Source organism: Endozoicomonas sp. 2B-B (assembly GCF_053470045.1).
This window is the reverse complement of sequence record NZ_JBLZMU010000001.1, coordinates 4,479,318-4,505,386: the sequence shown is the minus strand read 5'-3', so window position 1 is coordinate 4,505,386 and position 26,069 is coordinate 4,479,318. Positions and strand designations below refer to the sequence as shown.

15 protein-coding genes are annotated in these 26,069 nt (G+C 45.6%); 13 read left to right on the top strand and 2 right to left on the bottom strand.

Going from position 1 to position 26,069, the window contains the following annotated elements; all coding sequences use genetic code 11:
* Nucleotides 1–134: 134 nt before the first annotated feature.
* From ACOMHB_RS17525 to ACOMHB_RS17500, 6 genes are all read left to right on the top strand, one after another.
* On the top strand, nucleotides 135–1,940 hold the full coding sequence (locus tag ACOMHB_RS17525; RefSeq protein WP_448217594.1) for an F-box/WD repeat-containing protein: 1,806 nt from the start codon (nucleotides 135–137) through the stop codon (nucleotides 1,938–1,940).
* Nucleotides 1,941–2,116: 176 nt separating this feature from the next.
* Nucleotides 2,117–3,934 carry an F-box/WD repeat-containing protein gene (locus ACOMHB_RS17520; protein WP_448217593.1) on the top strand — a complete coding sequence of 606 codons (1,818 nt, stop codon included), beginning with the start codon at nucleotides 2,117–2,119 and terminating at the stop codon, nucleotides 3,932–3,934.
* A gap of 178 nt (nucleotides 3,935–4,112) precedes the next feature.
* Entirely contained in the window at nucleotides 4,113–5,930 is a 1,818-nt protein-coding gene (locus ACOMHB_RS17515; protein WP_448217592.1) for an F-box/WD repeat-containing protein, read from the top strand.
* A gap of 262 nt (nucleotides 5,931–6,192) precedes the next feature.
* A complete protein-coding gene (locus ACOMHB_RS17510; RefSeq protein WP_448217591.1) occupies nucleotides 6,193–8,013 on the top strand; it encodes an F-box/WD repeat-containing protein in 1,821 nt (606 codons plus the stop codon).
* A gap of 103 nt (nucleotides 8,014–8,116) precedes the next feature.
* A complete protein-coding gene (locus ACOMHB_RS17505) occupies nucleotides 8,117–9,910 on the top strand; it encodes a WD40 repeat domain-containing protein (RefSeq protein ID WP_448217590.1) in 1,794 nt (597 codons plus the stop codon).
* A gap of 162 nt (nucleotides 9,911–10,072) precedes the next feature.
* Complete coding sequence (locus tag ACOMHB_RS17500) at nucleotides 10,073–11,917, top strand: F-box/WD repeat-containing protein (protein ID WP_448217589.1); 1,845 nt, start codon at nucleotides 10,073–10,075, stop codon at nucleotides 11,915–11,917.
* 133 nt (nucleotides 11,918–12,050) lie between these two features.
* Here the strand turns inward: ACOMHB_RS17500 and ACOMHB_RS17495 are convergent, their stop codons facing one another.
* The gene (locus tag ACOMHB_RS17495) at nucleotides 12,051–12,662 is read right to left on the bottom strand and encodes a hypothetical protein (RefSeq protein WP_448217588.1); all 612 of its coding nucleotides are present in this window, start codon (nucleotides 12,660–12,662) and stop codon (nucleotides 12,051–12,053) included.
* A gap of 288 nt (nucleotides 12,663–12,950) precedes the next feature.
* Between ACOMHB_RS17495 and ACOMHB_RS17490 the strand changes: the two genes are divergently transcribed.
* From ACOMHB_RS17490 to ACOMHB_RS17470, 5 genes are all read left to right on the top strand, one after another.
* On the top strand, nucleotides 12,951–13,082 hold the full coding sequence (locus ACOMHB_RS17490) for a hypothetical protein (RefSeq protein ID WP_448217587.1): 132 nt from the start codon (nucleotides 12,951–12,953) through the stop codon (nucleotides 13,080–13,082).
* Nucleotides 13,083–13,256: 174 nt separating this feature from the next.
* Nucleotides 13,257–15,047: an F-box/WD repeat-containing protein gene (locus ACOMHB_RS17485; RefSeq protein ID WP_448217586.1), complete on the top strand. Its 1,791-nt coding sequence runs from the start codon at nucleotides 13,257–13,259 to the stop codon at nucleotides 15,045–15,047.
* Nucleotides 15,048–15,213: 166 nt separating this feature from the next.
* Nucleotides 15,214–17,055: an F-box/WD repeat-containing protein gene (locus ACOMHB_RS17480; RefSeq protein ID WP_448217585.1), complete on the top strand. Its 1,842-nt coding sequence runs from the start codon at nucleotides 15,214–15,216 to the stop codon at nucleotides 17,053–17,055.
* 16 nt (nucleotides 17,056–17,071) lie between these two features.
* Nucleotides 17,072–18,880 carry an F-box/WD repeat-containing protein gene (locus tag ACOMHB_RS17475; protein WP_448217584.1) on the top strand — a complete coding sequence of 603 codons (1,809 nt, stop codon included), beginning with the start codon at nucleotides 17,072–17,074 and terminating at the stop codon, nucleotides 18,878–18,880.
* A gap of 314 nt (nucleotides 18,881–19,194) precedes the next feature.
* Nucleotides 19,195–20,994: an F-box/WD repeat-containing protein gene (locus ACOMHB_RS17470; protein WP_448217583.1), complete on the top strand. Its 1,800-nt coding sequence runs from the start codon at nucleotides 19,195–19,197 to the stop codon at nucleotides 20,992–20,994.
* Here the strand turns inward: ACOMHB_RS17470 and ACOMHB_RS17465 are convergent.
* Nucleotides 20,986–22,071, bottom strand: coding sequence for an IS630 family transposase (locus ACOMHB_RS17465; protein ID WP_448218589.1), 1,086 nt, complete (start codon nucleotides 22,069–22,071; stop codon nucleotides 20,986–20,988). The two genes, ACOMHB_RS17470 and ACOMHB_RS17465, sit on opposite strands and share 9 nt — an antisense overlap.
* A gap of 113 nt (nucleotides 22,072–22,184) precedes the next feature.
* Here ACOMHB_RS17465 and ACOMHB_RS17460 point away from each other — a divergent pair, with 113 nt between their 5' ends.
* A complete protein-coding gene (locus tag ACOMHB_RS17460; protein ID WP_448217582.1) occupies nucleotides 22,185–23,990 on the top strand; it encodes an F-box/WD repeat-containing protein in 1,806 nt (601 codons plus the stop codon).
* A gap of 177 nt (nucleotides 23,991–24,167) precedes the next feature.
* On the top strand, nucleotides 24,168–25,973 hold the full coding sequence (locus tag ACOMHB_RS17455; protein ID WP_448217581.1) for an F-box/WD repeat-containing protein: 1,806 nt from the start codon (nucleotides 24,168–24,170) through the stop codon (nucleotides 25,971–25,973).
* Nucleotides 25,974–26,069 lie beyond the last annotated feature (96 nt).

The following is a 26,069-nucleotide window of genomic DNA, read 5'->3' as shown; positions in this document are numbered from 1 at the left end:
TCTGCATGTACTCAAAGACAGAAACTCAGGACACTACTTTTTGAACTTTTATTTCAAAACCGACTCTAATTTGCTTCATCAATTTTGAGCCTCCTTATCAATCGTCGGTTACTCTAATTCAGGGAAAATCAGTGATGGATGCTGCAAATAATAAATCCAGCATGGTCGGTTATTCCTCGCCCACAATCAAGTTTGCGCGATCGGCATTAGAACTATCGGGTTACAGTGTGGGCAGGTCTGTCGCTGTCGCTGAAAAAGAAATAAAAAAAACACCCTCATTGCACGATTTGCCCGAGGAATTAACCCTCAAAATTATTCGCTTGTTGGAGCTCAGGGATATTGCCCGTTTGCAACAGGTATCTACCCATTTACACAGGGTTATTAAAGACAACCATGCCCTTGCAAAGGCATGGTATCAGAGGTTTTCTTTGCCACACCAATATCAATTAAAGACGAGCCTTCCTTCAGAAGATAAAAAACAACTTCGTCTTTGGCTGAGGCCGTTTACGGAGGATGAAGCGTTAGTCGAATCACTCATAAAATACCGAAAGAAAGTTTATTTTCCTGCTTTGTTCTATTTCACCAGAGCTGGACTGATGTCTCGATGTAAAACATTTGATTTAGAGAATAAAGCAACCATTGCCAACCGTAACCGTATCAGATCAGCCAACTTCAGCGCCGATAGCCGTCATCTGGTGACCGCCAGTAACGACAGAAAGGCGAAAATCTATGGTCAGAATGATAATAAGCGATTATGGGTAAAAGAAGCCGTCATTTCCCACCATGGTCACGTCACCTCAGCCACATTCAGTGCCGATGGCCACCATGTGGTGACCGTCAGTGTGGATAACACGTCGAAAATCTATGGTCAGGAAGTCGGTGGGGTATGGTTGCATAAACTCACCCTTTCCCATAATGGTTTTATCGGCTTAGCCTCCTTCAGTCCTGATGGTCGCCATTTGGTAACTTGCAGCGACGACTTCACGGCAAAAATTATTAGCCAGGAGGATGATGGATTATGGGAAGAAAAACTCATCCTTTCCCATAATAATTGGGTCACATCTGTCGCATTCAGCTCGGATAGTCGTCATTTGATCACTGCCAGTTTTGATAACACGGCAAAAATTTATGGTGAGAAGACTGATGGTTCATGGCAAGAAGAAGCCTCCATTACCCATGATCACTGGGTCTTATCAGCCACCTTCTCTGCCAATGGCCGCCATGCGGTGACCGTCGGTGGTGATTACAAGGCGAAAATCCACCATCTGGAAGAGAACGGATCATGGTTAGAAAAAGTGACCATCTTCCATGATTACCGTTTGAATTCAGCTACTTTCAGCGTTGATGGCCACCGTGTGGCGACGGCAAGTGTTGATAACACGGCGCAAATCTATGGTGAGAAGACTGATGGATTATGGGAACATGAAGCCACCATTACCCATAATCACTGGGTCGAATCAGCCAGGTTAACGGCCAATGGCCACCATGTGGTGACCGTCGGTAGAAATGACAAGGTCAAAATTCACAGTCGGCAGGCCAATGGATCATGGAAAGAAAATGTCACCATTTCCCATGATGGCAGTGTCAACTCTGCCACCTTCAGCCCTGATGATCGTCATTTGCTGACCGCCAGTAACGATGGCACCGTGAGAATCTTCGGCCTGAAGGGCGAATTATGGGAAGAAAAACGTACCTTTTACCATAATCATTCTGTCAACACTGCCACCTTTAGCCCTGATGGTCGCCATGTGGTCACAGCCAGTGATGACTGCACGGCGAGAATTATTGGCCAGCACACTGATGGATCATGGGTCGTAAAAGCCATACTTTCCCACAAACGCTCGATCAAATCAGCCACTTTCAGCGCCGATGGTAACCATGTATTGACCATCAGCAGCGATAATGAAGTGCGAATTAATAAACTGCGGACGAGTGAATGATGGTTGACTGTGGCAAATAAAAGGGACTCAATCCTAACTGTGCTGAAAGACTGAAAGTTTATTAGTTGCACTTAAGACCCTCTAATGAACTTTTACTTCAAAACCGAGTCTGATCAACCGTATCAATCTTTAATGATCTTTTTACAGGAAGAATATTAACAAAGGAGAAATCAGATTTGGATCCTACGAATAATAAATCCAGTATGGCCGGTTCGCTCTCGCTGTTAACCAATCGCACTCAGTTGGGGGAAGAACTATCTGGTATTAGTGCGGATAGAACCGTCACTATACCTGAAAAAGAAAAAAACAAAAAATCTTTATTGCTCTATTTTCCTTTCGAAATAACAATCAAAATTATTCGTTTGCTGGAGTTTCGAGATGTTACCCGCTTACAGCAAGTTTGTACTCACTTTAACAATGTCATTAAAAACGATTATGCTCTGGAAAAGGCATGGTATCGTCGGCTTTCTTCACCACATCAATATCAATTAAAGAAGATTCTTCCTATAAAGGATAAAGAGCAACTCTGTAATTGGTTGCGACCGTTTACGAAGGATCAAGCGTTAGTCAATTCACTTGTAGAACAGCGAGAGAGAGCTTATTTTCCTGCTCTCTGCCATTTCACCAAAGCTCGACTGATGTCTCAATACAAAAAGTATTATTTAGTTACAGAGGCTGTCTTTGCTCATCATAGCCATGTGTACTTTGACACCTGCAGCGTCGATGGTCGCCATTTGTTGACCGCCAGTAGAGATGGTGAGGTGAAGATCATTAGTCAGAAGGTTAATGGGTCATGGCAGTGTACGCTCTCCTGTTTCCATGGAGACGATATCAGATTAGCCAGCTTTAGTGCCGATGGCAGCCATTTGGTGTTTGGCAATTACAGAGATGATAGGTTGAAAATCTTTGGTCAGGGAGACGATGGATCATGGAAAGAAAAGCTCACCATTTCCCATGATGATTGGTTCCAATTTGCCGTCTTAAGTGCCGATGGTAGTCATTTGGTGACTGATGTTTTCGGAAAGGGGGTAAAAATCTATAGTCAGGAAGACGATGGATCATGGTCAGAAAAAGTCACTATCTGCAACTCATTGATCAAAGCAGCCACCTTCAGCGCCGATGGTCGCTTACTGTTGACGGCCAACTATGATAAAACCGCGAAAATCTATTGTCAGAAGACCGATGGCTCATGGGAAGAACAAACCACCATTCGCCATCATGACTTTCTCAAGTCGGCCATTTTTAGTGCTGATGACCGCCACGTGTTGACCCTCAGTGGTCATTGCAAGGCGAAAATCCATGGCCAGAAGGTCGATGGATCATGGGTAGAAAAAGTCACCATTTCCCATAAACGATTGGTCAACTCAGCCACCTTTAGCGCCGATGGTTGCCGAGTGGTGACGGCCAGTGACGATGACACTGCGAAAATCTTCGGTCAGAAGACCGATGGCTCATGGGAAGAGGAAGCCTCAATTTCCCATGATTGCGGCGTCAGATCAGCCACTTTTAGCCACAATGGCCGCCATGTGGTGACCATCAGTCTTAACAAGGCGAAAATCTGCGGCCAGAAGGACGGTGGATCTTGGGAAGAAAAACTCACCATTTCCCATGATAGCAATATTATCTCAGCCATCTTCAGCCCGGATGGTTGCCATGTGTTAACCAGATGCAGAGATGGTACCAAGAAAATATCTGGCAAGAAGGTTGATGGATCATGGGTCGAAAAAGCCATCATTTCCCGTGATAATCCGTATAACCCAGCTATCTTCAGCCCCGATGGCCGCTTAGTGCTGACCACCCACAAAGATAGAACAGCAAGGATCTATGGTCAGGAAATTGATGGATCATGGAGCGAAAAAGTTATTATTTCCCATAATGATTGGATCACAAGAGTCGGCTTTATGGCTGGTGGCGACTACGTGGTGACGATCACTAGCGATCACATAGTGCGAATTAATAAGTTAAGAATGAAGTTGGATTCAAGCAATAATTGATCGTTGACTGTGGCAAATAAAAGGGACGCCATTCTGCATGCGGCGAAAGACAGAAACTTCGTTAATTGTACGTAAGACCCTGTTTTGAACTTTTATTTCGCACCCGACTCTAATTTACTCCATCAATTTAAAAAGTCCTTGTTAATCGAGGGGGGGACTCATTAAGGAGAAACCAGATATGGATATCAAGACTAGCAACTCAGGCATGACCGGTTCGCCATTGCCCTCAACCAAGGTGGCACGGTTCGGCGGAGAACGATCTGATTTTGGTGCTCGCAGGTCCATCGTTGCAGCTGACAAAGAATTAAAGGAAACAGCTTCATTGCTCGATTTGCCCGAGGAGTTAACCATCAAAATTATTCGCTTGCTGGAGTTTCGGGATATTGTACGTTTACGGAAGGTCAGTACTTACTTTAACAGGGTTATTAAAAATGATCATGCTTTGGAGAAAGCATGGTATCAGCGGTTTACTGCTCAAGATCAAGATAAATTAAAGACAATCCTTTCTGTAGAGGATAAAAAACAACTTTGTCTTTGGCTACCGCTGCAGCCCTTTACAAGTAATAAAGCATTAGTCAACTCACTTATAAAGAAACGAAAGATTTCTTATTTTCCTGCTCTGTTTTATTTCACCAAAGCTCGACTGATGTCTGAATGTAAAACATTTAAAACAGTTACAAAAGCGATTATTAACCATGATGACTTGCTCGCGTCAATCCGCGTCAGCCCTGATGGTTCCCACATTGTGACAGCCAGCTACGATAATACGGCGAAAATTTATAGTCAGAAGACCAATGGATCATGGGTAGAAAAAGCCATTATTTCCCATGATGGCTATGTCAACTCAGCCATCTTCAGCCCCGATAGCTGCCAGGTAGTGACCGCCGGATGGGATAATCAGGCAAAAATCCATGATCTGAAGGCTGATGGGTCATGTGTACATAAACACACTATTTTCCATAATGATTCGATCAGCACAGTTGCCATCAGTCCCGATAGTCGTCACCTGCTGGTGGTCGGCAGTTGGGATCAAACTGCGAAAATTTGCAGTCAGAATGACGATGGATCCTGGGAAGAAAAACTGACCATTTTGCATGATCATATGGTCTTCCTGACCACCTTCAGTGCCGATTGCCGTCATGTAATGACCGTCAGTTCGGATAAAAAGGCGAAAATCTGTGGTCTGAAGACCGATGGATCATGGCAGGAAGAAGCTACCATTTCTCATAAAGATCATATCTACCAGGCCAGCTTTAGCAACGATAGCCGTCTTGTGGTGACTGCAGGCGATGGCAAGAAGGTAAAAATCCATAGCCAGAAGGCTGATGGTCAATGGGAAAAAGAAGTCTGCATTTTGCATGATAAATGGGTCTACTCAGCCAACTTCAGCGGCGATTCTCGCCGCGTGGTGACCGGCAGCGGAGACGGCACAGCAAAAATTTTTCGTCGGAAGGACAATGGCTCGTGGGAACAAGAAGCCACCATTTTCCACGATCGTTGTATCGAGTCGGCCATCTTTAGCCCTGATGACCACCATGTAGTGACCGCCAGTCACGATAAGACCGCAAAAATCTTTAGTCTGAGGGACGATGATGAATCATGGGAAAATAAGCTCACCATTTGCCATGATAAAGCTGTTACCTCAGCCATCTTCAGCCCCGATAGCCGTCATGTGGTGACCGCCAGTAAAGACGGCAAGGCGAAAATCTGTGGTCAGAAGGCTGACGGATCATGGGTCGAAAAAACCACCATTTTCCATGAATCTCTGGTCGATTCAGTCAGCTTCAGCGCCGATGGCTGCCAAGTGCTGACTACCAGTGAAGATGGAGCGGCAAAAGTCTATGGTCTCAGGAAGAATGGGTCATGGGTCGAAAAAGTCATCATCTCTGGCAAACGTCCGATCAAATCAGCCAAATTCAGCGTCGATGGACATCACCTTGTGACCAATTCGTACGATAATAAGGTGCGAATTATTAAACTACAGAAAAATAAATGATTGTCTGTGTGCTGTGACAAATAAAAGGGGCGTCATTCTGCATGTATTGAAATACAGAAACTTTTTAAGAGCATTTTTTGAACTTTTATTTCAAAATCGATTCTAAGCTACTTCATCAACTTTGAGCGTCCTTGTTTTTGCGGCGTTACTAACTTTGGAAAAACCAGATATGCTTTATGATGTTAATAAATCAGGCATAGTCGGTTCCTCCTCGACTCCAACCAAGCTCGCGCGATTAGAGGGAGAGTCACCTGGTGTCAGTGTGGCTAGATCCGTCACTATACCTGACAGAGAAATTAAGAAAACAGTTTTATTGCACGATTTGCCCGAGGAATTAACCATCAAAATTATTCGCTTGTTGGAACTTCGGGATGTTGCCCGTTTACAACAGGTATCGACTCAAATAAACAGGGTTATTAAAAGCGATCATTCTCTGGCAAAGGCATGGTATGAAAGGTTTCCTTCTTTACATCAATATCAACTTAAGAAAATCCTTCCTGCCAATGATAAAGAACAACTTCGTAGTTGGCTGCGACCATTTACGAAGGATGAAACGTTAATTGAATCACTCATAAAAAGCCGTAAGAGCGTTTATTTTTCTGCTTTGTTCCATTTCACCAGAACTGGACTTATGTCTCGATGTAAAACATTTAATTTAGGTACAAAAGACACCATTTCAAATAATTGGGTCATTTCAGAAACCATCAGCGCGGATGGCCGCCATTTGGTAGCGTTCTTCGACTGTGATCATAAAAAGGTACAAATATATGGTCAGGAGGTCGATGGGTCATGGCTAGGAAAAGTGACCATTTCCCATGATGACTGGATCGACTCAGTCACCTTCAGTGAAGACGGTAGCCATGTGGTGACCCTCAGCAGTTTGGCTAAAAAGGTGAAAATCCACGGTCAGAAAGCCGGTGGTTCATGGGAAGAAAAAGCCACCATTGCTCATGATGAATACATCAACTCAGCCTCTTTCAGCCCGGATGTCTGCTATCTGGTAACCGCCAGTAACGATAACACGGCAAAAGTCTATGGTCAGAGCGGCGATGGCTCATGGCAACAAAAACTCACCATTTCCCACAACGATTGGATCAACTCAGCCTGTTTCAGTGCAGATAGCCACCATCTGGTGACCGTTAGTTGCGATAACACGGCAAAAATTTATGGTCTGAAGGTCGATGGGTCATGGGGAGAAGTAGCCATCATTTCCCATACTGGTTGGGTCTCTTTAGCCACCTTTAGCCCCGATAACCGCCATCTGGTGACCGTCGGCGATGATTTTATGGCCAAAATTCACTGTTTGAAGGACGATGGATCATGGGAAGAAAAAGCTATCATTTCCCACGATACCTGGGTCAACTCGGTCACTTTCAGTGCTGATGGTTGCAAAGTGGTGACCACCAGTAACGATTACACAGCGAAAATCTTTGGTCTCAAGACGGGCGGGTCATGGGAAGAAGAAGTTACCGTTAACCACGATCACGAGGTCACCTCAGCCACCTTCAGCCCCAATGGCTGCTATGTAATTACCATCAGTAACGATCACATGGTGAAAATCTGTGGTCTGAAGGTTGATGCTGTATGGGAAGAAAAAGCCACCATTTCCCATGATGACTTTATCAAGTCAGCGATCTTCAGCGCCGATGGACGCAGTGTGGTGACCGCCAGTATAGATGGAACGGCAAAAATCTATGGTTTAAAGGCCGATGGATCATGGTGGGAAGAAGTCACCATTTTCCATACCTCTTCGGTCAACTCAGTCGCCTTTAGCCCTGATGGCCGTCATGTGGTGACCGCCAGTAAAGATCGAACAGCAAAAATCTATGGTCAGGAAATTGATGGATCATGGGTCAAAAAAGCCATCATTACAGAGAATGGTTCGATTGACTCAGCCACTTTTAGCGCTGACAGTCACCATGTAATGACTACCCGTTCTTTTGCACCCGTTGACCAGCTGTTGAAGAAGTATACGTTCACTGCTTTTCCAGGATCCATAAGCCCGCCCTGTAGGGGACAATTTCGGGACGTTACAAATAAAAGGGACGCCATTGTGCATGCGCTGAACTTTAATGGCACTTAAGACAATGTCATGAACTTTTATTTAAAAACCGAGTCTGATTTGCTGACTTAATTTTTAACGCCCTTTTTAATCCGGGGAAAATGCTTACCAGGAGTCACAAGGTTTGGAAGCTACCGATAATAAATCCACCAGGTTTGGTTCACTCTCGCCGTCAACTAATCGTGATCAACCGGAGGGGGAGGGATTATCCGGTGTCAGCGCAGGCAGGTCCGTCGCTATACCTGATAAGAGAAAAACGAAAAAATCTTTATTTTTCGATTTACCTATTGAAACAACCAATAAAATTATTGGTTTGTTGGAGTTTCGAGATGTTACCCGCTTACAGCAGGTTTGTAATTACTTTAACTGGGCTGTTAAAAACGATCATGCACTGGAAAGGGCCTGGTACCGCCGGTTTCCTATACCACACCAGGATCAATTAAAGAAAATCCTTGCTACAAAGACTAAAGAACAACTCCGTCATTGGCTGCGACCGTTTACCAGGGATGAAGCGTTCGTTGAATCACTCGTAAATGATCGAGAGAAAGTTTATTTTCCCGCTCTCTTTTATTTCACCAAAGCCCGGCTGATGTCTGAATGCAAAACCTATAATGCAGTCGGAGAAGTCGAGATTACCCATGAAATCGGTGTGTATTCAGTCACCTTCAGTGCCGATGGCAGCCGCCTGATGACCGAGGGAGGCGATGGCGTGAAAATCTACGGCCAAAGGGCCAATGGATCATGGGAAAGAGAAATCTTCATTCCCCACGAAGACAATGTTGAATTGGCCATCTTATGCGACGATGGCCGCCACCTGGCGATCGCCACTTTTGATTATAGGGTGAAAATCTATGGTCAAGTCGATGGGATATGGGCACAGAAACTCGCCATTTCCCACGATAACGATTGCTCCGATCTTGTCTTCAGTGCCGATGGCCACCATTTAGTGACCGCCAGCCGCGATAACACGGCGAAAATTTGTGTTCAGGGAGACGATGGGACATGGGAAGAAAAACTCACTATTTCCCATGATGAATGGGTTGTCTCAGCCACCTTCAGTGCCGATAGTCGCCATTTGGTGACCGCCAGTTTGGACAAGTCTGCAAAAATCTATGGGCAGAAGGACGATGGATCCTGGGAAGAAGAAGTCACCATTTTCCATGACGCTAGTATCATATCAGCCGACTTCAGCCCCGATAACTGCCATGTTGTGACTGTCGGTGTCGATCACAAGGTGAAAATCGTTTACGGATCATGGGGAACAGAAGCCTCCATTGAACATGATGGCAACGTCGAGGCGACCTTTAGTGCCGATAGCCGACATTTGGCAACGGCCAGTTGCGATAAAACGGCAAAAATCTGTGGTCAAAAGGATGATGGGTCATGGCAAGAAGAAGTCATCATTGCCCATGATTGCTATGTCAACTCAGCCGTCTTTAGCCCCAATGGCCGCCATGTGGTAACCGCCAGTTGGGACAAGACTGCAAAAATCTACGGTCAGAGGGGTGACGGATCATGGGAACAAAAGCGCACTATCCGCCATAATGACCGTGTCCTCTCAGCCATCTTCAGCCCCGATGGCCGCCATCTGGTGACAGCCAGTCTCGATCGCACGGCGAAAATCTACGGTCTGAAGACTGACGGATCCTGGGTCGAAAAGGCCACTATTTCCCATCAGGGTGATGTCAAATCAGCCATCTTCAGCGCCGATGGGTGCCTTGTGGTGACCACCAGTTCCGATGGTAAGGCAAAAATCTATGGTCAGGATACTTTTGGATCCTGGGTAGAAAAAGCCATGGTTACCCATAGACATAAAGAATCGACCCAAATAAATCGCCTTAGCGCCAGTGGCCACCATCTGGTGGCACCTCTTAACGATAGCTGTGTGATCATTTATAAACTGTCGATGAATGCTTGACTGTTTGCTTTCAGAAGTAAAAGGGGCGCCATTCTGCATGTGCTGAAATACAGAAACTTTTTAAGACCCTGTTTTGAACTTTTATTTCAAAATTGATTCTAATCTCTTTCATCCATTTTGAACGTCCTTGTTTTTCGGGGCGGTAATAAGGAAAAGCCAGGTATGCTTTATGCTGCTAAAGAATCAGGCATAGTCGGTTCATCCTCGACCCCAACCAAGCTCGCACGATTAAAGGCAGAGTCGCCTGGTGTCAGTGTGGGTAGATCCGTCACTATACCTGACAGAGAAATCAAGCAAACAGTTTTATTGCACGATTTGCCCGAGGAATTAACCATTAAAATTATTCGCTTGTTGGAACTTCGGGATATTGCCCGTTTACAACAGGTATCGACTCACATAAACAGGGTTATTAAAAACGATCATGCTCTGGCTAAGGCATGGTATGAAAGGTTTCCTTCATTACATCAAGATCAATTTAAGAAAATCCTTCCCGCCAATGATAAAGAACAACTTCGCAGTTGGCTGCGACCATTTACGAAGGATGAAACGTTAATTGAATCACTCATAAAAAGGCGGAAGAGCGTTTATTTTTCTGCTTTGTTCCATTTCACCAGAACTGGACTCATGTCTCGCTGTAGAACATTTAATTTAGTTACAAAAAACACCACTTCAAATAGTTGGGTCATTTCAGAAGCCTTTAGCGCCAGTGGCTGTCATCTGGTGGCGTACGGCTGTGATCATAAAAAGGTGAGAGTCTATAGCCGGGAGGTCGATGGGTCTTGGGTAAGAAAAGTAACCATTTCCCATGATGACTTGATCGACTCAGTCTCCTTCAGTGCAGATGGCAGCCATGTGATGACCCTCAGCAGTTCCGATGGCAAGGTGAAAATACATGGTCATAAAGCCGATGGCTCATGGGAAGAAAAAACGACCATTTCCCATGATGACTACACCAACTCAGCCTCTTTCAGCCCGGATGGTTGCTATCTGGTAACCGCCAGTAACGATAACACGGCAAAAGTCTATGGTCAGAGCGGCGATGGCTCATGGGAACAAAAACTCACCATTTCCCATAATGATTGGATCTACTCAGTTTGTTTCAGTGCCGATAGTCAACATTTGGCGACTATCAGTTGCGATAACACAGCAAAAATTTATGGTCAGAAGACAGATGGATCATGGGGAAAAGAAGCCACCATTTCCCATGGTAAATGGGTCACCTCTGCCAGCTTTAGCCCCGATGACCGCCATGTGGTGACCGTCGGCGATGATAACATTGCGAAAATCTTCAGCTTTCAGCTCGATGGATCATGGGAAGAAAAGGTCGCAGTTTCCCACGATCTCTGGATCAGCTCGGTCACATTCAGTGCTGATAGTCGCAGAATGGTGACCACCAGTAACGATTGCACAGCGAAAATCTTTGGTCTCAAGACGGGTGAGACATGGGAAGAAGAAGTTACCATCAACCACGATCACAGGGTTAACTCAGCCAGCTTCAGCCCCAATGGCTGCCATGTAATCACCGTCAGTAACGATAACAAGGTGAAAATCTGTGGTTTGAAGGTTGATGGATTATGGGAAGAAAAAGCCATCATTTCTCATGATGACTTAATCAACTCAGCCACCTTTAGCGCCGATGGACGCAGTGTGGTGACCGCCAGTAAAGATGGAACGGCAAAAATCTATGGTCTGAAGGCCGATGGGTCATGGAGGGAAGAAGTCACTATTTTCCATGCTTCCTCGGTCAACTCAGCCTCCTTTAGCCCCGATAGTCGCCACGTGGTGACCGCCAGTAAAGATCGGGCAGCAACAATCTATGGTCAGCAGATTGATGGATCATGGGTCAAAAAAGCCATCATTGTACAGAATGGTTCAATTGACTCAGCTGCTTTTAGCGCTGACGGTCACCATGTAGTGACTACCCGTTCTTTTGCACCTGTTGACCAGCTGCTGAAGAAGTATACGTTCAGTGCTTTTCCGGGATCCATAAGCCCGCCACCTTTATAGGGGACAATTTCGGGACAAAGCTTGATATGAAAGGCTGAATAGGTGGCCGATAGCAGGTACTATGCAAGCCCGGTACCTTAAGCAGTCACCTTTCGTGCAATACACCCATTTACTGGCAATTTTGTTCAGGCTGTTAATGTAACGCTGCGCTCATTAAATCCAACGTTATTTTGTGCTCACTTTCCAAGCCAGAATTAGTACACTTTGTTAAAAAAAGCTCATCATTTTTCAACAAATTGTAGAATTTTGATAAAAAATCTTTTGCCTTTTCGCTGATTTCTTTATCTTCCAGCTTATCTATGTCAGAAAAAGTTACAGTTTGGCAGTCATCATATACTTCTCCTCTTTCATGAAATGGAAAGTAACCCACTCCTTCACAACGAGATATTAACTGATCTAAATTCTGCTCCTCATGTTGCAAAGAACATTCAGGCACACGGCGAAGCAGTCGTTCTTTCATTTTTCTTGCATAGAACTTTTTTGAAGAAACTGCTCCTGGCTGCTCTCTGGCAAGTAATGAAGCGCGGTATAGATCTAGCATCTCGAGATTTCTATTCAACACGGAATGAGAAAAAGTGTATAAGACCTGTCCAGTTAGTCGAAACTCTTTTAAATGTAACTCATCAATGAGGGTGGCCAGACTGTTGAACGCATTATAGAGCGGTGATGCATTGGCATTATATGTGTAAAAAACAGAAATAATAAAAATAATTCGAGTGATTGCAATGGCTCTGTGATTTTTCATGTGCTTCAGGTTTCTTTACTTTGAAAACTAACCCTGAAGGTAGCACTTTTTTATTATTCTGCAGGAAGACAATAGCGCTGAAGTCAGCACTAAGTACTCAGCCATACGGAATCGAATATTTCTGGCTTATTGGGCAGGTGCTCTGCAAGGCGCAACGACGGGAACATAGCAAGCTATGTGACCAGAGTTGCAACGCATCACGACTGCATGGATGCAGGAGCTAGAGCAACGCAGGAGCAGTTGCCGTGAGTGCCTGAACAATAAGTCAGAAAATATGATTTCGTATGGTTGAGTACTTATTATCCTGTCAAAAGTTGCATGCATCAAAAAGCCGCTATCATTTTCACCAAAGCCCGACTGATGTCTGAATGTGAAACGCCAAGAGCAGTCAGAAAAGTCACCATTGCCTTGCATCTCTGAGTCAACTCGGCCAGCTTCAGCGCCGATGGAGACAACATTGTGCATGCGCTGAACGACTGAAGCCTCTTTAAGACAATGTCAGGAACTTTTATTTCAAAACCGAGTCTGATTTACTGTCTTAATCTTTAACACCCTTTTTAATCCGGGGAGAATGCTTACCAGGAGGAATAAGGTTTGGAAGCTACGGATAATATATCCACCATGATCGGTTCACTTTCGCCGTCAACCAGTCGCGCTCAATCGAAGGCAGAATTGTCGGGTGTCAGTGCAGGTAGATCCGCCATACCTGTAAAGGAAGAAGCGGAACAAAGTTTATTTTTTAATTTACCTTTAGAAGTAACAACACGAATTATTCGCTCGTTGGAGGTTCGGGATGTTGCCTGCTTACAGCAGGTTTGTCATTACTTTAACGGTATTATTAAAAACGATCATGAACTGGAAAGAGCATGGTATCGACAGTTTTCCTCACCACACCGATATCAATTAAACAAAATTCTTCCTGCAAAGGATAAAGAACAACTTCGTAATTGGCTGAGACCGTTTACGAAGGATGAAGCGTTAGTCGAATCAGTCATAACACAACGAGAGCAAGTTTATTTTCCTGATCTATTCTATTTCACCAAAGTTCGACTGGTGTCTGAATGCGCAAGGTTTAAAGTAGATAGAGAAATCTTCATTGGCCATGATGAAGATGTATTCTCAGCCATCTTTAGCGCCAATGGAACCCGACTGGTGACTGCCGGTAGCCATGGGGCGAAAATCTGTGGTCAGAAGGCCAATGGGTTTTGGGAAGAAGAAATCTTTATTTCCCATGTCACCAATGTCAGATCAGCCACCTTCAGTACAGATGGTCGCCATGTGGCGACCGCCAGCAAAGATCGAACGGCAAAAATCTATAGTCAGGTCGATGGGTCATGGGAAGCGAAACTTACCATTTCCCATGATGATTGGGTTAACTCAGCCACCTTCAGCGCCGATAGTCGCCATTTGGTGACCGCCAGTATGGATACAACGGCGAAAATCTGCGTTCAGGGAGCCGATGGATCATGGGAAGAAAAACTCACCATCTCCCATGATGGTTCTGTCAACACAGCCAGCTTCAGTCCGGTTGGCTGCTATGTGGTGACGGCCAGTGACGATAACACGGCCAAAATCTATTGTCAGAGGACTGATGGATCATGGGTAGAAAGAGCCAACATTTTCCATGATAAATTTGTCCTCTCAGCCACCTTCAGCCCCGATAGCCGCCATGTGGTGACTGTTGGTTACGATCACAAGGTGAAAATCGTCTATGGATCATGGGCGTCAGAAGTCTCCATTGATCATGATGATACGGTCACATCAGCCACTTTTAGTGCTGATAGCCGCCATCTGGTAACGGCCAGTTACGATAAGACGGCGAAAATCTTTGGTCAGAAGATCGATGGCTCATGGGAAGAAGAAACCGTTATTTTCCATGATGACCGTGTTAACTCAGCCGCGTTCAGTCCTAAAGGCCACTATGTAGTCACGGCAAGTGACGACAAAACAGCGAAAATTCATGGTCAGAAGGGCGACGGATCATGGGAAGAAAAGCGCATTATTTATCATGATGACCGTGTCCTCTCGGCTATTTTCAGCCCCGATGGCCGCCATGTGGTGACGGCCAGTCTCGATTACACGGCGAAAATCTATGGTCTGAAGACTGACGGATCCTGGGTCGAAAAGGCCATCATTCCCCATCTAAGTTTTGTCGAATCAGCCACTTTCAGTGCTGATGGCTGCCTTGTGGTGACCACCAGTTCGGATGGGAAGGCAAAAATCTATGGTCAGGATACTTTTGGATTCTGGGTAGAAAAAGCCATCGTTACCCATAGACATAGAGATTCGACCAAAGTAAATCGCCTTAGCCCCAATGGCCACCATCTGGTGGCGCCCTTTGACGATAACAGCGTGATGATTTATAAGCTTTCGATGAATGATTGACTGTTTGCTTTTAGAAATAAAAGGAACGCCATTCTGCATGTGCTGAAATACAGAAACTTTTTAAGACCCTGTTTTGAACTTTTATTTCAAATTAGATTCTAATTTTCTTTATCAATTTTGAACGTCTTTATTTATCGGGGCGGTACTAACTCAGGAAACTTCAGAGATGCTTTCTGATGCTAATAACTCAGGCTCAGTCGATTCATTCTCGACCCCAAACAATCTCGCACAAATAGAGAGAGAGTCATCGGGTGTCAGTGTGGGTAGAACCGTGGCTGTAGCAGATACAAACATTAAGAAAACCGTTTTATTGCACGATTTGCCCGAGGAACTCACCATAAAAATTATTTGCTTGTTGGAGTTTCGGGATATTGCCCGTTTACAACAGGTGTCGACTCACTTAAACAGGGTTATTAAAAACGATCATGCTCTGGCAAAGGAATGGTATCAACGGTTTCCTTCAGCACATCAATATCAACTTAAGAAAATCCTTCTAAACACAGATAAAGAACAACTTCGTAACTGGCTGCGACCGTTTACGAAGGATGAAGCGTTAATTGAATCAATCATAGAAAAGCGAGAGAACGTTCATTTTTCTGCTTTGTTCCATTTCACCAAAACTGTACTGATGTCTCAATGTAAGACATTCAATTTAGATACAAAGGCGACCATTTCAAACAATTGTGTTTTTTCAAAAGCCTTCAGCGACGATCGCCGCCATGTGTTGACAACCAATTGTAATCATAAGAACGCGAAATTGTATGGGCAGGAGGTCGACGGTTCATGGGCTGAAAAAGTGAACTTTCCCCAAGATTACTGGATCATGTCAGCCACCTTTAGCAGAGATGGTAGTCATCTGGTGACCTTCAGTGGTTTTGAAAATATAGTGAAAATCCATGGACAGATAGCCGATGGCTCATGGGAAGAAAAAGCTACCTTTTCCCATGATGAATGGGTCAACTCAGCCTCCTTCAGCCCAGACGGTTGCTATGTGGTAACCGCCAGCAAGGATAACACGGCAAAAATCTACGGTCAGAGCGGCGATGGCTCATGGGAACATAAACTCACTCTTTCTCATAGTGGTAGGGTCATCTCAGCCTGTTTCAGCGCCGATAGCCAACATCTTGTGACCGTTGGTTGCGATAACATGGCAAAAATTTATGGTCAGAAGACCGATGGAACCTGGAGAGAAGAAACCACCATTTTCCATAATAATTGGGTCACTTCAGCCACCTTTAGTCCCGATGACCGCCATTTGGTGACCGTCAGCAATGATAGCAGGGCCAAAATTCTCAGCTTTGAGGTCGATGGATCATGGGAAGAAAAAGTCACCATTTCCCACGATCGCTGGATCGGCTCGGTCACTTTCAGTGCTGATAGTCACAGAGTGGTGACCACCAGTAACGATTACACAGCAAAAATCTTTGGTCTCAAGACGGGTGGTTCATGGGAAGAAGAAGTCACCATTTCTCACCATCTCAGGGTCTTATCAGCCAGCTTCAGCCCCGATGGCTGCTACGTAATGACTTTCGGTGACGATAACCTGGTGAAAATCTGTGGTCCGAAGGTTGATGGATCATGGGAAGAAAAAATCACCATCTCCCATAATCACTTTATCGAATCAGCCACCTTCAGTGCCGATGGACGCCGCGTGGTGACCGCCAGTAAAGATGGAACGGCAAAAATCTATGGTCTCAAGATCGATGGATCATGGAGGGAAGAAGCTACCATTTCCTATGATCACTGGATCAGCTCAGCCTCCTTCAGCTCCGATGGCCGCCATGTGATGACCGCCAGTATTAATGGAACAGTCACAATCCATGGTCAGAACCTTGATGGATCATGGGTCGAAAAAGCCATCATTCTACAGAATGCTTCGATTCACTCAGCGACTTTTAGCGCTGACGGTCACCATGTGCTGACCACCAGTTTTTTAGCACCCGTTGATCAGCTGCTGAAGAAGTATACGTTCAGAGCTTTTCCACGATCCATAAGCCCACCACCCTGATCACTGTAAATAAGATATGGATACTGTAAATAATAAATCCGGCATGGTTGGTTCATCCTCGCCCCCAACCAAGCTCCCACGATCGGAGCGAGAACCCTCTGTTATCACTGCGGGCAGGTCTGTTACTGTAGCTGACGAAGCAATAAGGAAAACAGCTTCATTACACGATTTGCCCGAGGAATTAACCATCAAAATTATTCGCTTGTTGGAGTTTCGGGATATTGCCCGTTTGCAACAGGTGTCGACTCACTTACATGGGGTTATTAAACGCAATCATGTTCTGGCAAAGGCTTGGTATCAGGGGTTTTCTTCAGCAGATCAATTTCAATTAAAGACAATCCTGCCTGCAGAGGATAAAAAACGACTCCGTCACCGGCTGCGACCATTTACAAAGGATAAAGCGTTAGTCAAATCGCTCATAAAAAAACGGAAGAAAACTTATTTTCCTGCGCTGTTCTATTTCACCAAAGCCCGACTGATGTCTGAATGCGAAACCTTCAGAGTAGTTAAAAAAGTTACCATTACCCACCATATCTGGGTCAACTCAGCCACTTTCAGCTCCAATGGCCGCCATGTTGTGACGGCCAGCCTTGATAACACGGCGAAAATATATGGCCAGAAGGACGACGGGAAATGGGTAAAAAAAAGGACCATTATGCATGATCACTTTGTCGACTCAGCCACCTTCAGTGCAGATAGCAGTCATCTGGTGACCGTCAGTGGTTGGGATAATAAGTTGAAAATCCATAGCCAGAAGGCCAATGGGTCATGGGAAGAAAAAGCCACCATTTCTCATGGTGACTATATCAACTCAGTGACCTTCAGCCCCGATAGTTGCCATCTGGTGACCAGCAGTCAGGATAATACGGCGAAAATCTGTGGGCAAAAGGACGATGGATCATGGGAAGAAAAAATCACCATTTTGCATGATAACTGGCTCAACCCGCCCACCTTCAGCCCCGATGGCCGTCATCTGGTGACTATGAGTAGAGATAATAAGGCGAAAATCTATGGTCAGAAGACCGATGGATCATGGGTAGAAGAAACCACCCTTTCCCTTGATCACAATGTCTACTTAGCCAGCTTTAGTGCTGATAGCCGTCTAGTGGTGACCGCCGGTACAGGCAACAAGGTACAAATCCATAGCCTGGGGGCTGATGGTTCATGGGAAAAAGAAGTCAATATTTTGCATGATTGCTGGGTCACTTCAGCCAATTTCAGCTCCGATGGTTGCCGTGTGGTGACCGCCAGCAGAGATGGCAAGGCAAAAATCTGTGGTCAGAGATTCAACGGCTCATGGGAAAAAGAAGTCACCATTTTGCATGATAATTGGGTCAACTCAGCCTGCTTTAGTCCCGATGACCGCCATGTGGTGACTGCCAGTAAGGATCGCAAGGCGAAAATCTGTAGTCAGAAGGACGATGGAGTCTGGGAAAAAAAGCTCAGCGTTTCCCATAATGACGATGTCATCTCCGCCACCTTCAGCCCCGATAGCCGCCATGTGGTGACTGCCAGTATGGATGGCAAGGCGAAAATCTGCGGTCAGAAGACTGACGGATCATGGGTCGAAAAAGCCATCATTTCCCATAGAGGTGGGGTCAAATCAGCCACCTTTAGTGACGATGGCTGCCATGTACTGACCGTCAGTCGGGATGGAACAGCAAAAATCTATGGTCACAAGACTGATGGATCATGGGTCGAAAAAGTCATTATTTCCCGCAAAAGCCGGATCAACTCGGTTACTTTCAGTGCCGATGGATACCACTTTGTAACCGTATCTGACGATAACAAAGTGCGAATTAATAAACTCAAGAGGAATAAATGATTGTTTGTTTACTGTGACAAATAAAAGGTATGCCATTCTGCATTCGCTGAAAGATAGAAACTTAAGAGCCTGTCAGGAACTTTTATTTCAAAGCCGTCTCTAATTGTTTTTATCAATTTAGAACCTCTTTGTTAAGAGGGTGTCGCAAAACTCTGGTTCCCATGCTCCAGCGTGGGAACCCATACCCATCTCGCGCTGCAGAGTCCGCTTTTCAGGGGAGGTATGCATTCCCACGCAGAGCGTGGGAACGAGTTGTTAGAGTTTTGCGACAGCCTCTTAATCGAGGGGGGATAATAGCTCAGGGGAAATCAGATATGCATTCTGACTTTAGTCACTCCGGCATATCCGGCTCGTACTCGCTACCGGCCAATCTGGCAAGACCGGAGGGTGAAGAATCTGCTGTCATGGTCTGCAGGACTGTCACTTTACCTGACACAGAAATAAAGAAAACCGCTTCATTGCAAGGTTTGCCCGAGGAAATAACCGTCAAAATTATTCGCTTGTTGGAACTTCGGGATATTGCCCGACTGCAACAGGTGTCGAGTCACTTGTACAGGGTTATTAAAAACGATCATGCTCTGGCAAAGGCATGGTATCAACGGTTTTCTTCACCACATCAATATCAACTAAAGAAAATCCTTCCTGCACAGGATAAAGAACAACTTCGTAATTGGCTGCGGCCGTTTACGAAGGACGAAGCCTTAGTAAAATCACTCATAAAATATCGAAAGACAGTTTGTTTTCCTGCTTTGTTCCATTTCACCAGAACTGGATTGATGTCTCGATGTAAAACATTCCATTTGGATACAAAAGCTACCATTGCACATAATATTGGGGTCTCATCAGCCGTCTTTAGCACCGATGGCCGCCATCTGGTGACGGCCAGTTACGACAACACGGCGAAAATATATGACCAGGAGGACGATGGTAAATGGGTAGAAAGAATCACCATTTTTCATAATCACATTGTCAATTCTGCCACTTTTAGTGCAGATGACCGCCACGTGTTGACCGTCTGCGGTTGGGATAACAAGGTGAAAATCCATGGTAAGAAAGCCGATGGGTCCTGGGAAGAAAAAACCACCATTTCCCATGAAGGCTTCGTCGTGTCAGCTACCTTCAGCCCGGATGGCTGCTATGTAGTGACCGCCAGCAACGATAACACGGCAGAAATCTATGGTCTGGGCGTTGATGGGTCATGGGAGCAAAAACTCACCATTTCCCATAATCACCAGATCAACTCAGCCACCTTCAGCGCTGATAGCTTTCATGTAGTAACCGCCAGCTACGATATGACGTCAAAAATCCTTAGCCGACAGACTGATGGGTCATGGCAAGAAAAAGCCACCATTTCCCATGATAGCTGGATCGAATCAGCCACTTTTAGCGCCGATGACCGTCATTTGGCGACCATGAGTCGCGCTTTCGAGGTGAAAATCCACAGCCAGGAGAACGATGGATTATGGCGAGAAAAACTCACTATTTCCCACGCTCACTGGGTCAGCTCAGTCATATTCAGTCCTGATGCCAGCCGTCTGTTGACCGCCAGTTGGGATAAGACGGCGAAAATCTTTGGTCTGAAGGCCGATGGTTCATGGAGAGAAGAAACCACCATTTCCCACAGTCTCGGTGTCTATTCAGCCGCCTTTAGTCCCGATGGCAGCTACACAGTAACCGTCAGTGCGGATAAAACGGCGAAAATCTGTGGTCCAAAGGATGATGGATCATGGCAAGAAAAAGTCACCATTTCCCATCGTAACTCAATCATCTCAGCCACCTTCAGTGCCGATGGGCGCAGTGTGGTGACAGCCAGCAAAGATGGAACGGCAAAAATCTATGGCCTGAAGACCGATGGATCATGGCAGGAAGAAGTCACCCTTTCCCATGATTCCCGGATCAATACAGCCTCCTTTAGTCCCGATGGTCGCCACGTGTTGACTGCCACTCGCGATGGTTCGGTAAAAATCTATGGTCAGGAGATGGATGGATCATGGGTCGAAAAAGCCATCATTTTCAATGATGGTTCGATTGACTCAGCCAGCTTTAGCTTTGATGGCCATCATGTAGTGACCACCTGTACCGATGGCAGGGTGCAAATTTATAGGCTAGTGTAGTGCGTCGTTCTTTTTGCAACTTAACCGGCGATTAGCCCGAACGACTTTTTCTAAGATATCATTTGCCTTAGCAGTCCAGATAAACGGCTTTGGATTTTGATTATGCTTTTCAATATATTCATCAATCGCACTGACTAGCTGTGGCACACTGACAAACACACCACGGCGTAAACGCTGACTCGTGAGATCCCGAAAAAATCTCTCAACCATGTTTAACCATGATGCTGACGTTGGCGTAAAGTGCATATGAAAACGAGGATGTTTTTCCAGCCATTCTCGCACCTTCGGGTGTTTGTGAGTCGCATAGTTGTCGCAAATCAGGTGCAGCTCTTTGTCTTTTGCCGTTTCCCTATTTATCTGTTTAAGAAACTTCAACCATTCCACATGGGTATGACGCTGCTGGCACTGACCGATGACAGCACCATCAAGTACATTCAGTGCTGCAAAGAGAGTGGTTGTACCATGTCGTTTATAATCATGAGTCATTGTTGCGGCACGCCCTTTCTTCAACGGTAAGCCAGGCTGTGTTCGATCGAGTGCCTGAACCTGACTTTTTTCATCACAGCACAGCACCAACGCATGTTCAGGAGGAGACAGATAGAGTCCGACAATATCTTCAAGCTTCTCCACAAATTTCGGGTCTCGGGACACCTTGAATGTCTTTTCCAGGTGAGGCTTGAGGCCATATGCATGCCATATCCGGCGAACACTTCTCTCACTGATACCGCTAACAGCAGCCATAGTTCGGGTGCTCCAGTGAGTGGCATTTTCCGGAAGGGTGTTTGTGGTCAGACTCACAATCTCAGCAGCATCAATCTTCTTTTTACGGCCACTGCGAGCTCGATCCTGTTCAATCCCGGAGAAGCCTTCCTGAGCATATCGGTCACGCCAGCGGCTGACCTGATGACGACCGATCTTCAGTATTTGCGCAATCTCAAGATTGCTTTTTCCTTCTGCAGAGAGAAGAACAATCTGGGCACGGCGGGCCAAGCGAAGAGGGCAAGTATTTGATGAAGTAATCTTTCTGAGTCGTATTTCTTCAGAAGCATCAAGTATTATCTCTGTGGCAACTCGCATAGTAAAAACAGGCAGTGGTTGGAATAACATCCATAGTAGACCGTTAGGAGTCTTTATGTACTGTTAATTAGGTCGCACTACACTAGGGGCGTCTGATTCAGGAGAAACCAGACATGCATCCTAATGCTGACAACTTTGGCGTAGTCGATTCAACCTCACTACCACCTGTGAGCACTTCATTGGGGGAAGAGCCATCGGGTGTCAGTGTGGGCAGGTCCGTCGCTGTACCTGAAAAAGAAATAGAGAAAACCGCTTTATTGCACGATTTGCCCGAGGAATTAACCCTCAAAGTTTTTCGCTTTTTGGAGCTTCGGGATATTGCCAGTTTGCAACAGGTCTCTACTCACTTTAACAGGTTTATTAAAAGCGAACATGTTCTGGAAAGGACATGGTATCGCCGGTTTTCTTTACCACACCAATATCAATTGAAGAAAAGCCTTCCTGTAGAGGATAAAGAACAGCTCCGAAATTGGCTGAGACCGTTTACGAAGGATCAAGCGTTAGTCGAATCACTCATAGAACACCGAGAGGCCGTTTATTTTCCTGCCCTTTTCCATTTCGCCAAAGCCCGACTGATGTCTCAATGCGAAAAGTATAATGTCGATACAGAGGCCGTTATTGCTCATGAAGACAGGGTGAACTCAGCCACCTTCAGCGCCAATGGTAGCCACCTGGTGACGGCCAGTGACGATGCAACGGCGATAATCTTTGGCCAGGGGACTGATGGAACATGGGCAAAAAAAGGCGTCATTTCCCATCGAGACATTGTCAAATCTGCCATCTTCAGCGCCGATGGCTGCCATCTGGTGACCGTCAGTTGGGATTGCACGGCAAAAATCTATAGTCAAATCGATGGGACATGGGAAGAGAAGCTCACCATTTCCCATGATGATGATTTCTACTCAGTCACCTTCAGTGCGGGTGGCCGCCATTTGGTGACCGTCAGTAAGGATAACACGGCGAAAATCTGTGTTCTGGGAGACGATGGCACATGGGAAGAAAAACTCACCATTTGCCATGGTGATTGGGTCGAATTTGCCGCCTTCAGCGCCAATAGCAGTCATTTGGTGACCGCCAGTCGCGATAACACAGCAAGAATCTATGGTCAGGAAGTTGATGGATCATGGGTAAAAAAAATCACCATTTTCCACGACCTACGGATCCAATCAGTCAACTTCAGTGCCGATAGTCACCGTGTAGTGACAGCCTCTAAGGATGGCGCAGTGAAAATCTATGGTCAAAAGGACGATGGCTCATGGGAAGAAGAAACCATCATTTCCCATAATTGCCTTGTCAACTCAGCTACCTTTAGTGCCGATAACTGCCATTTGGTAACGGCCAGTGAGGATTACACGGCGAAAATCTGTGGTCTGAAGGACGATGGATCATGGGAAGAAGAAGCCGTCATTTCCCATCATCGCAATGTCATCAACTCAGCCGCCTTCAGCCCCAACAGCTGCCATGTGGTGACGACTGGTTACGATAACACGGCGAAAATCTTTAGTAAGAAAGACGACGAATCATGGGAAGAAAAACGCACTATTTCCCATAATAACTATGTCAGCTCTGCCACCTTCAGCCCCGATAGTCGCCATTTGGTGACGGCCAGTAACGATGGCATGGCGAGAATCTATGGTCTGAAGACTGACGGATCCTGGGTCGAAAAGGCCATCATTTCTCATTTGAGTGTCGTCAAATCAGCCACCTTTAGCGCCGATGGCCGCCATGTGGTGACCACCAGTACAGATGAAACGGCAAAAATTTATGGTCAGGATGTTAATGGATTATGGGTAGAAAAAGCCGTTGTTGCCCATAGAGGTTTGGCCAAAACAACTGCCCTCAGTGCTAATAGCCATCATTTGGTCTCGCCCTTTCTAAATAACAATTTGAGAATTTATAAGCTATCTATGAATACTTGATTATTGGCTTTGATCAATAGAAGGAACATCATTGCGCATCTGCTGAAAGGCAGAAATTTCTTTAGTGGCACTTAACAACCTGTTGTGAACTTTTATTTCAAAACCGACTCTAATTGACTTCATCCATTTTGAATGTCTTTGCTCAGCGGAGAGGTGAAGACTTAAGAGAAACCAGATATGTATTCTGACGTTAATCATTCCGACATAGCCGGTTCACCTTCGCTAGCACCTGTGAGCACTTCATTGGGGGAAGAGCCATCGGGTGTCAGTGCGGGCAGGTCCGTCGCTGTGCCTGAAAAAGAAATAGAGAAAACCGCTTTACTGCACGATTTGCCCGAGGAATTAACCCTCAAAGTTTTTTGCTTTTTGGAGCTTCGGGATATTGTCAGTTTGCAACAGGTATCTACTCGCTTTAACAGGTTTATTAAAAACGAACATGTTCTGGAAAAGACATGGTATCGCCGGTTTTCTTTATCACATCGATATCAATTGAAAAAAAGCCTTCCTCTAGAGGATAAAGAACAGCTCCGAAATTGGCTGAGACCGTTTACGAAGGATCAAGCGTTAGTTGAATCACTCATAAAGCACCGAAAGGCCGTTTATTTTCCTGCCCTTTTCCATTTCGCCAAAGCCCGACTGATGTCTCAATACGAGAAGTATAATGTCGATACAGAGGCCGTTATTGCTCATGAAGACAGGGTGAACTCAGTCACCTTCAGCGACGATAGTCGTCATTTGGTGACTGCCAGTTACGACAATACGGCAAAAATCCTCTGCCTGCGGGACGATGGATCATGGGAAGAAAAAGGCGTCATTTCCCATCAAAACGCTGTCAGATCAGCCCTCTTTAGCGTTGATGGCCGCCATGTGGTGACCGCCAGTTGGGATTGTACGGCAAAAATCTATGGTCAAAAAATCGATGGCTCTTGGGAAGAAGAATCCATCATTTCCCATGATCAATGTGTCAACTCAGCTACCTTTAGTGCTGATAGCCGCCATTTGGTTACGGCCAGTATGGATAAAACGGCGAAAATCTATGTTCGGGGAGACGATGGGGCATGGGAACAAAAACTCACCATTTGCCATGGTAGTTGGGTCCACCTGGCCACCTTCAGCGACGATAGTCGTCATTTGGTGACTGCCAGTTACGACAACACGGCAAAAATTCTCTGCCTGCGGGACGATGGGTCATGGGAAGAAAAAGTCACCATCCCCCATAGTTATTTGATCAGATCAGCCGCCTTCAGCGCTGATGGTAGCTATGTGGTGACGGCCTCTAACGATCACACAGCGAAAATCTATGGTCAAAAGATCGATGGTTCCTGGGAAGAAGAATCCATCATTTCCCATGATCAATGGGTCAACTCAGCTACCTTTAGTGCTGATAGCCACCATTTGGTTACGGCCAGTATGGATAAAACGGCGAAAATCTGTGTTCATAGGGACGATGGATCCTGGGGAGAAGAAGCTGTCATTTTCCATAAGGGCAATGTTGACTCAGCCACCTTCAGCCTCGATAGCCGTCATGTGTTGACAACAAGTGGCGATAAAACGGCGAAAATCTTTAGTAAGAAGGACGACGGATCATGGAAAGAAAAATGCACCATTTCCCATGATTGCGGTATCAGGTCAGCTACCTTCAGCCCCGATGACCGTCATGTGGTGACCGCCGGTTACGATGGCAAGGCGAATATCTATGGTCTGAAGACTGACGGATCCTGGGTCAAAAAGGCCATTATTTCCCATGAAGATTTACTCAAAACAGCTACTTTCAGCGCTGATGGCGGCCTTGTGGTGACCACCAGTATGGATGGAACGGCAAAAATTTATGGTCATGGGGCTAATGGGTTATGGGTAGAAAAAGCCGTTGTTACCCATTCAGGTCCGGCCAAATCAACTGCCCTCAGTGCCAATAGCCACCATTTGGTTTTGCCCTTTCGCCTTAACGCTTTGAGAATTTATAAGCTATCGATGAATCATTGATTGTTTGCTGTGATCAATAAACGAACGCCATTGCGTATGTGCTGAAAGGCAGAAATTTCTTATAGTGGCATCTAACAACACACTGTGAACTTTTAT

Coding starts and splice junctions, on each gene's coding strand:
- ACOMHB_RS17525 (WP_448217594.1), top strand. CDS start 135: ATGGATGCTGCAAATAATAAATCCAGCATGGTCGGTTATTCCTCGCCC.
- ACOMHB_RS17515 (WP_448217592.1), top strand. CDS start 4,113: ATGGATATCAAGACTAGCAACTCAGGCATGACCGGTTCGCCATTGCCC.
- ACOMHB_RS17500 (WP_448217589.1), top strand. CDS start 10,073: ATGCTTTATGCTGCTAAAGAATCAGGCATAGTCGGTTCATCCTCGACC.
- ACOMHB_RS17495 (WP_448217588.1), bottom strand. CDS start 12,662: ATGAAAAATCACAGAGCCATTGCAATCACTCGAATTATTTTTATTATT.
- ACOMHB_RS17480 (WP_448217585.1), top strand. CDS start 15,214: ATGCTTTCTGATGCTAATAACTCAGGCTCAGTCGATTCATTCTCGACC.
- ACOMHB_RS17475 (WP_448217584.1), top strand. CDS start 17,072: ATGGATACTGTAAATAATAAATCCGGCATGGTTGGTTCATCCTCGCCC.
- ACOMHB_RS17470 (WP_448217583.1), top strand. CDS start 19,195: ATGCATTCTGACTTTAGTCACTCCGGCATATCCGGCTCGTACTCGCTA.
- ACOMHB_RS17465 (WP_448218589.1), bottom strand. CDS start 22,071: ATGCGAGTTGCCACAGAGATAATACTTGATGCTTCTGAAGAAATACGA.
- ACOMHB_RS17460 (WP_448217582.1), top strand. CDS start 22,185: ATGCATCCTAATGCTGACAACTTTGGCGTAGTCGATTCAACCTCACTA.
- ACOMHB_RS17455 (WP_448217581.1), top strand. CDS start 24,168: ATGTATTCTGACGTTAATCATTCCGACATAGCCGGTTCACCTTCGCTA.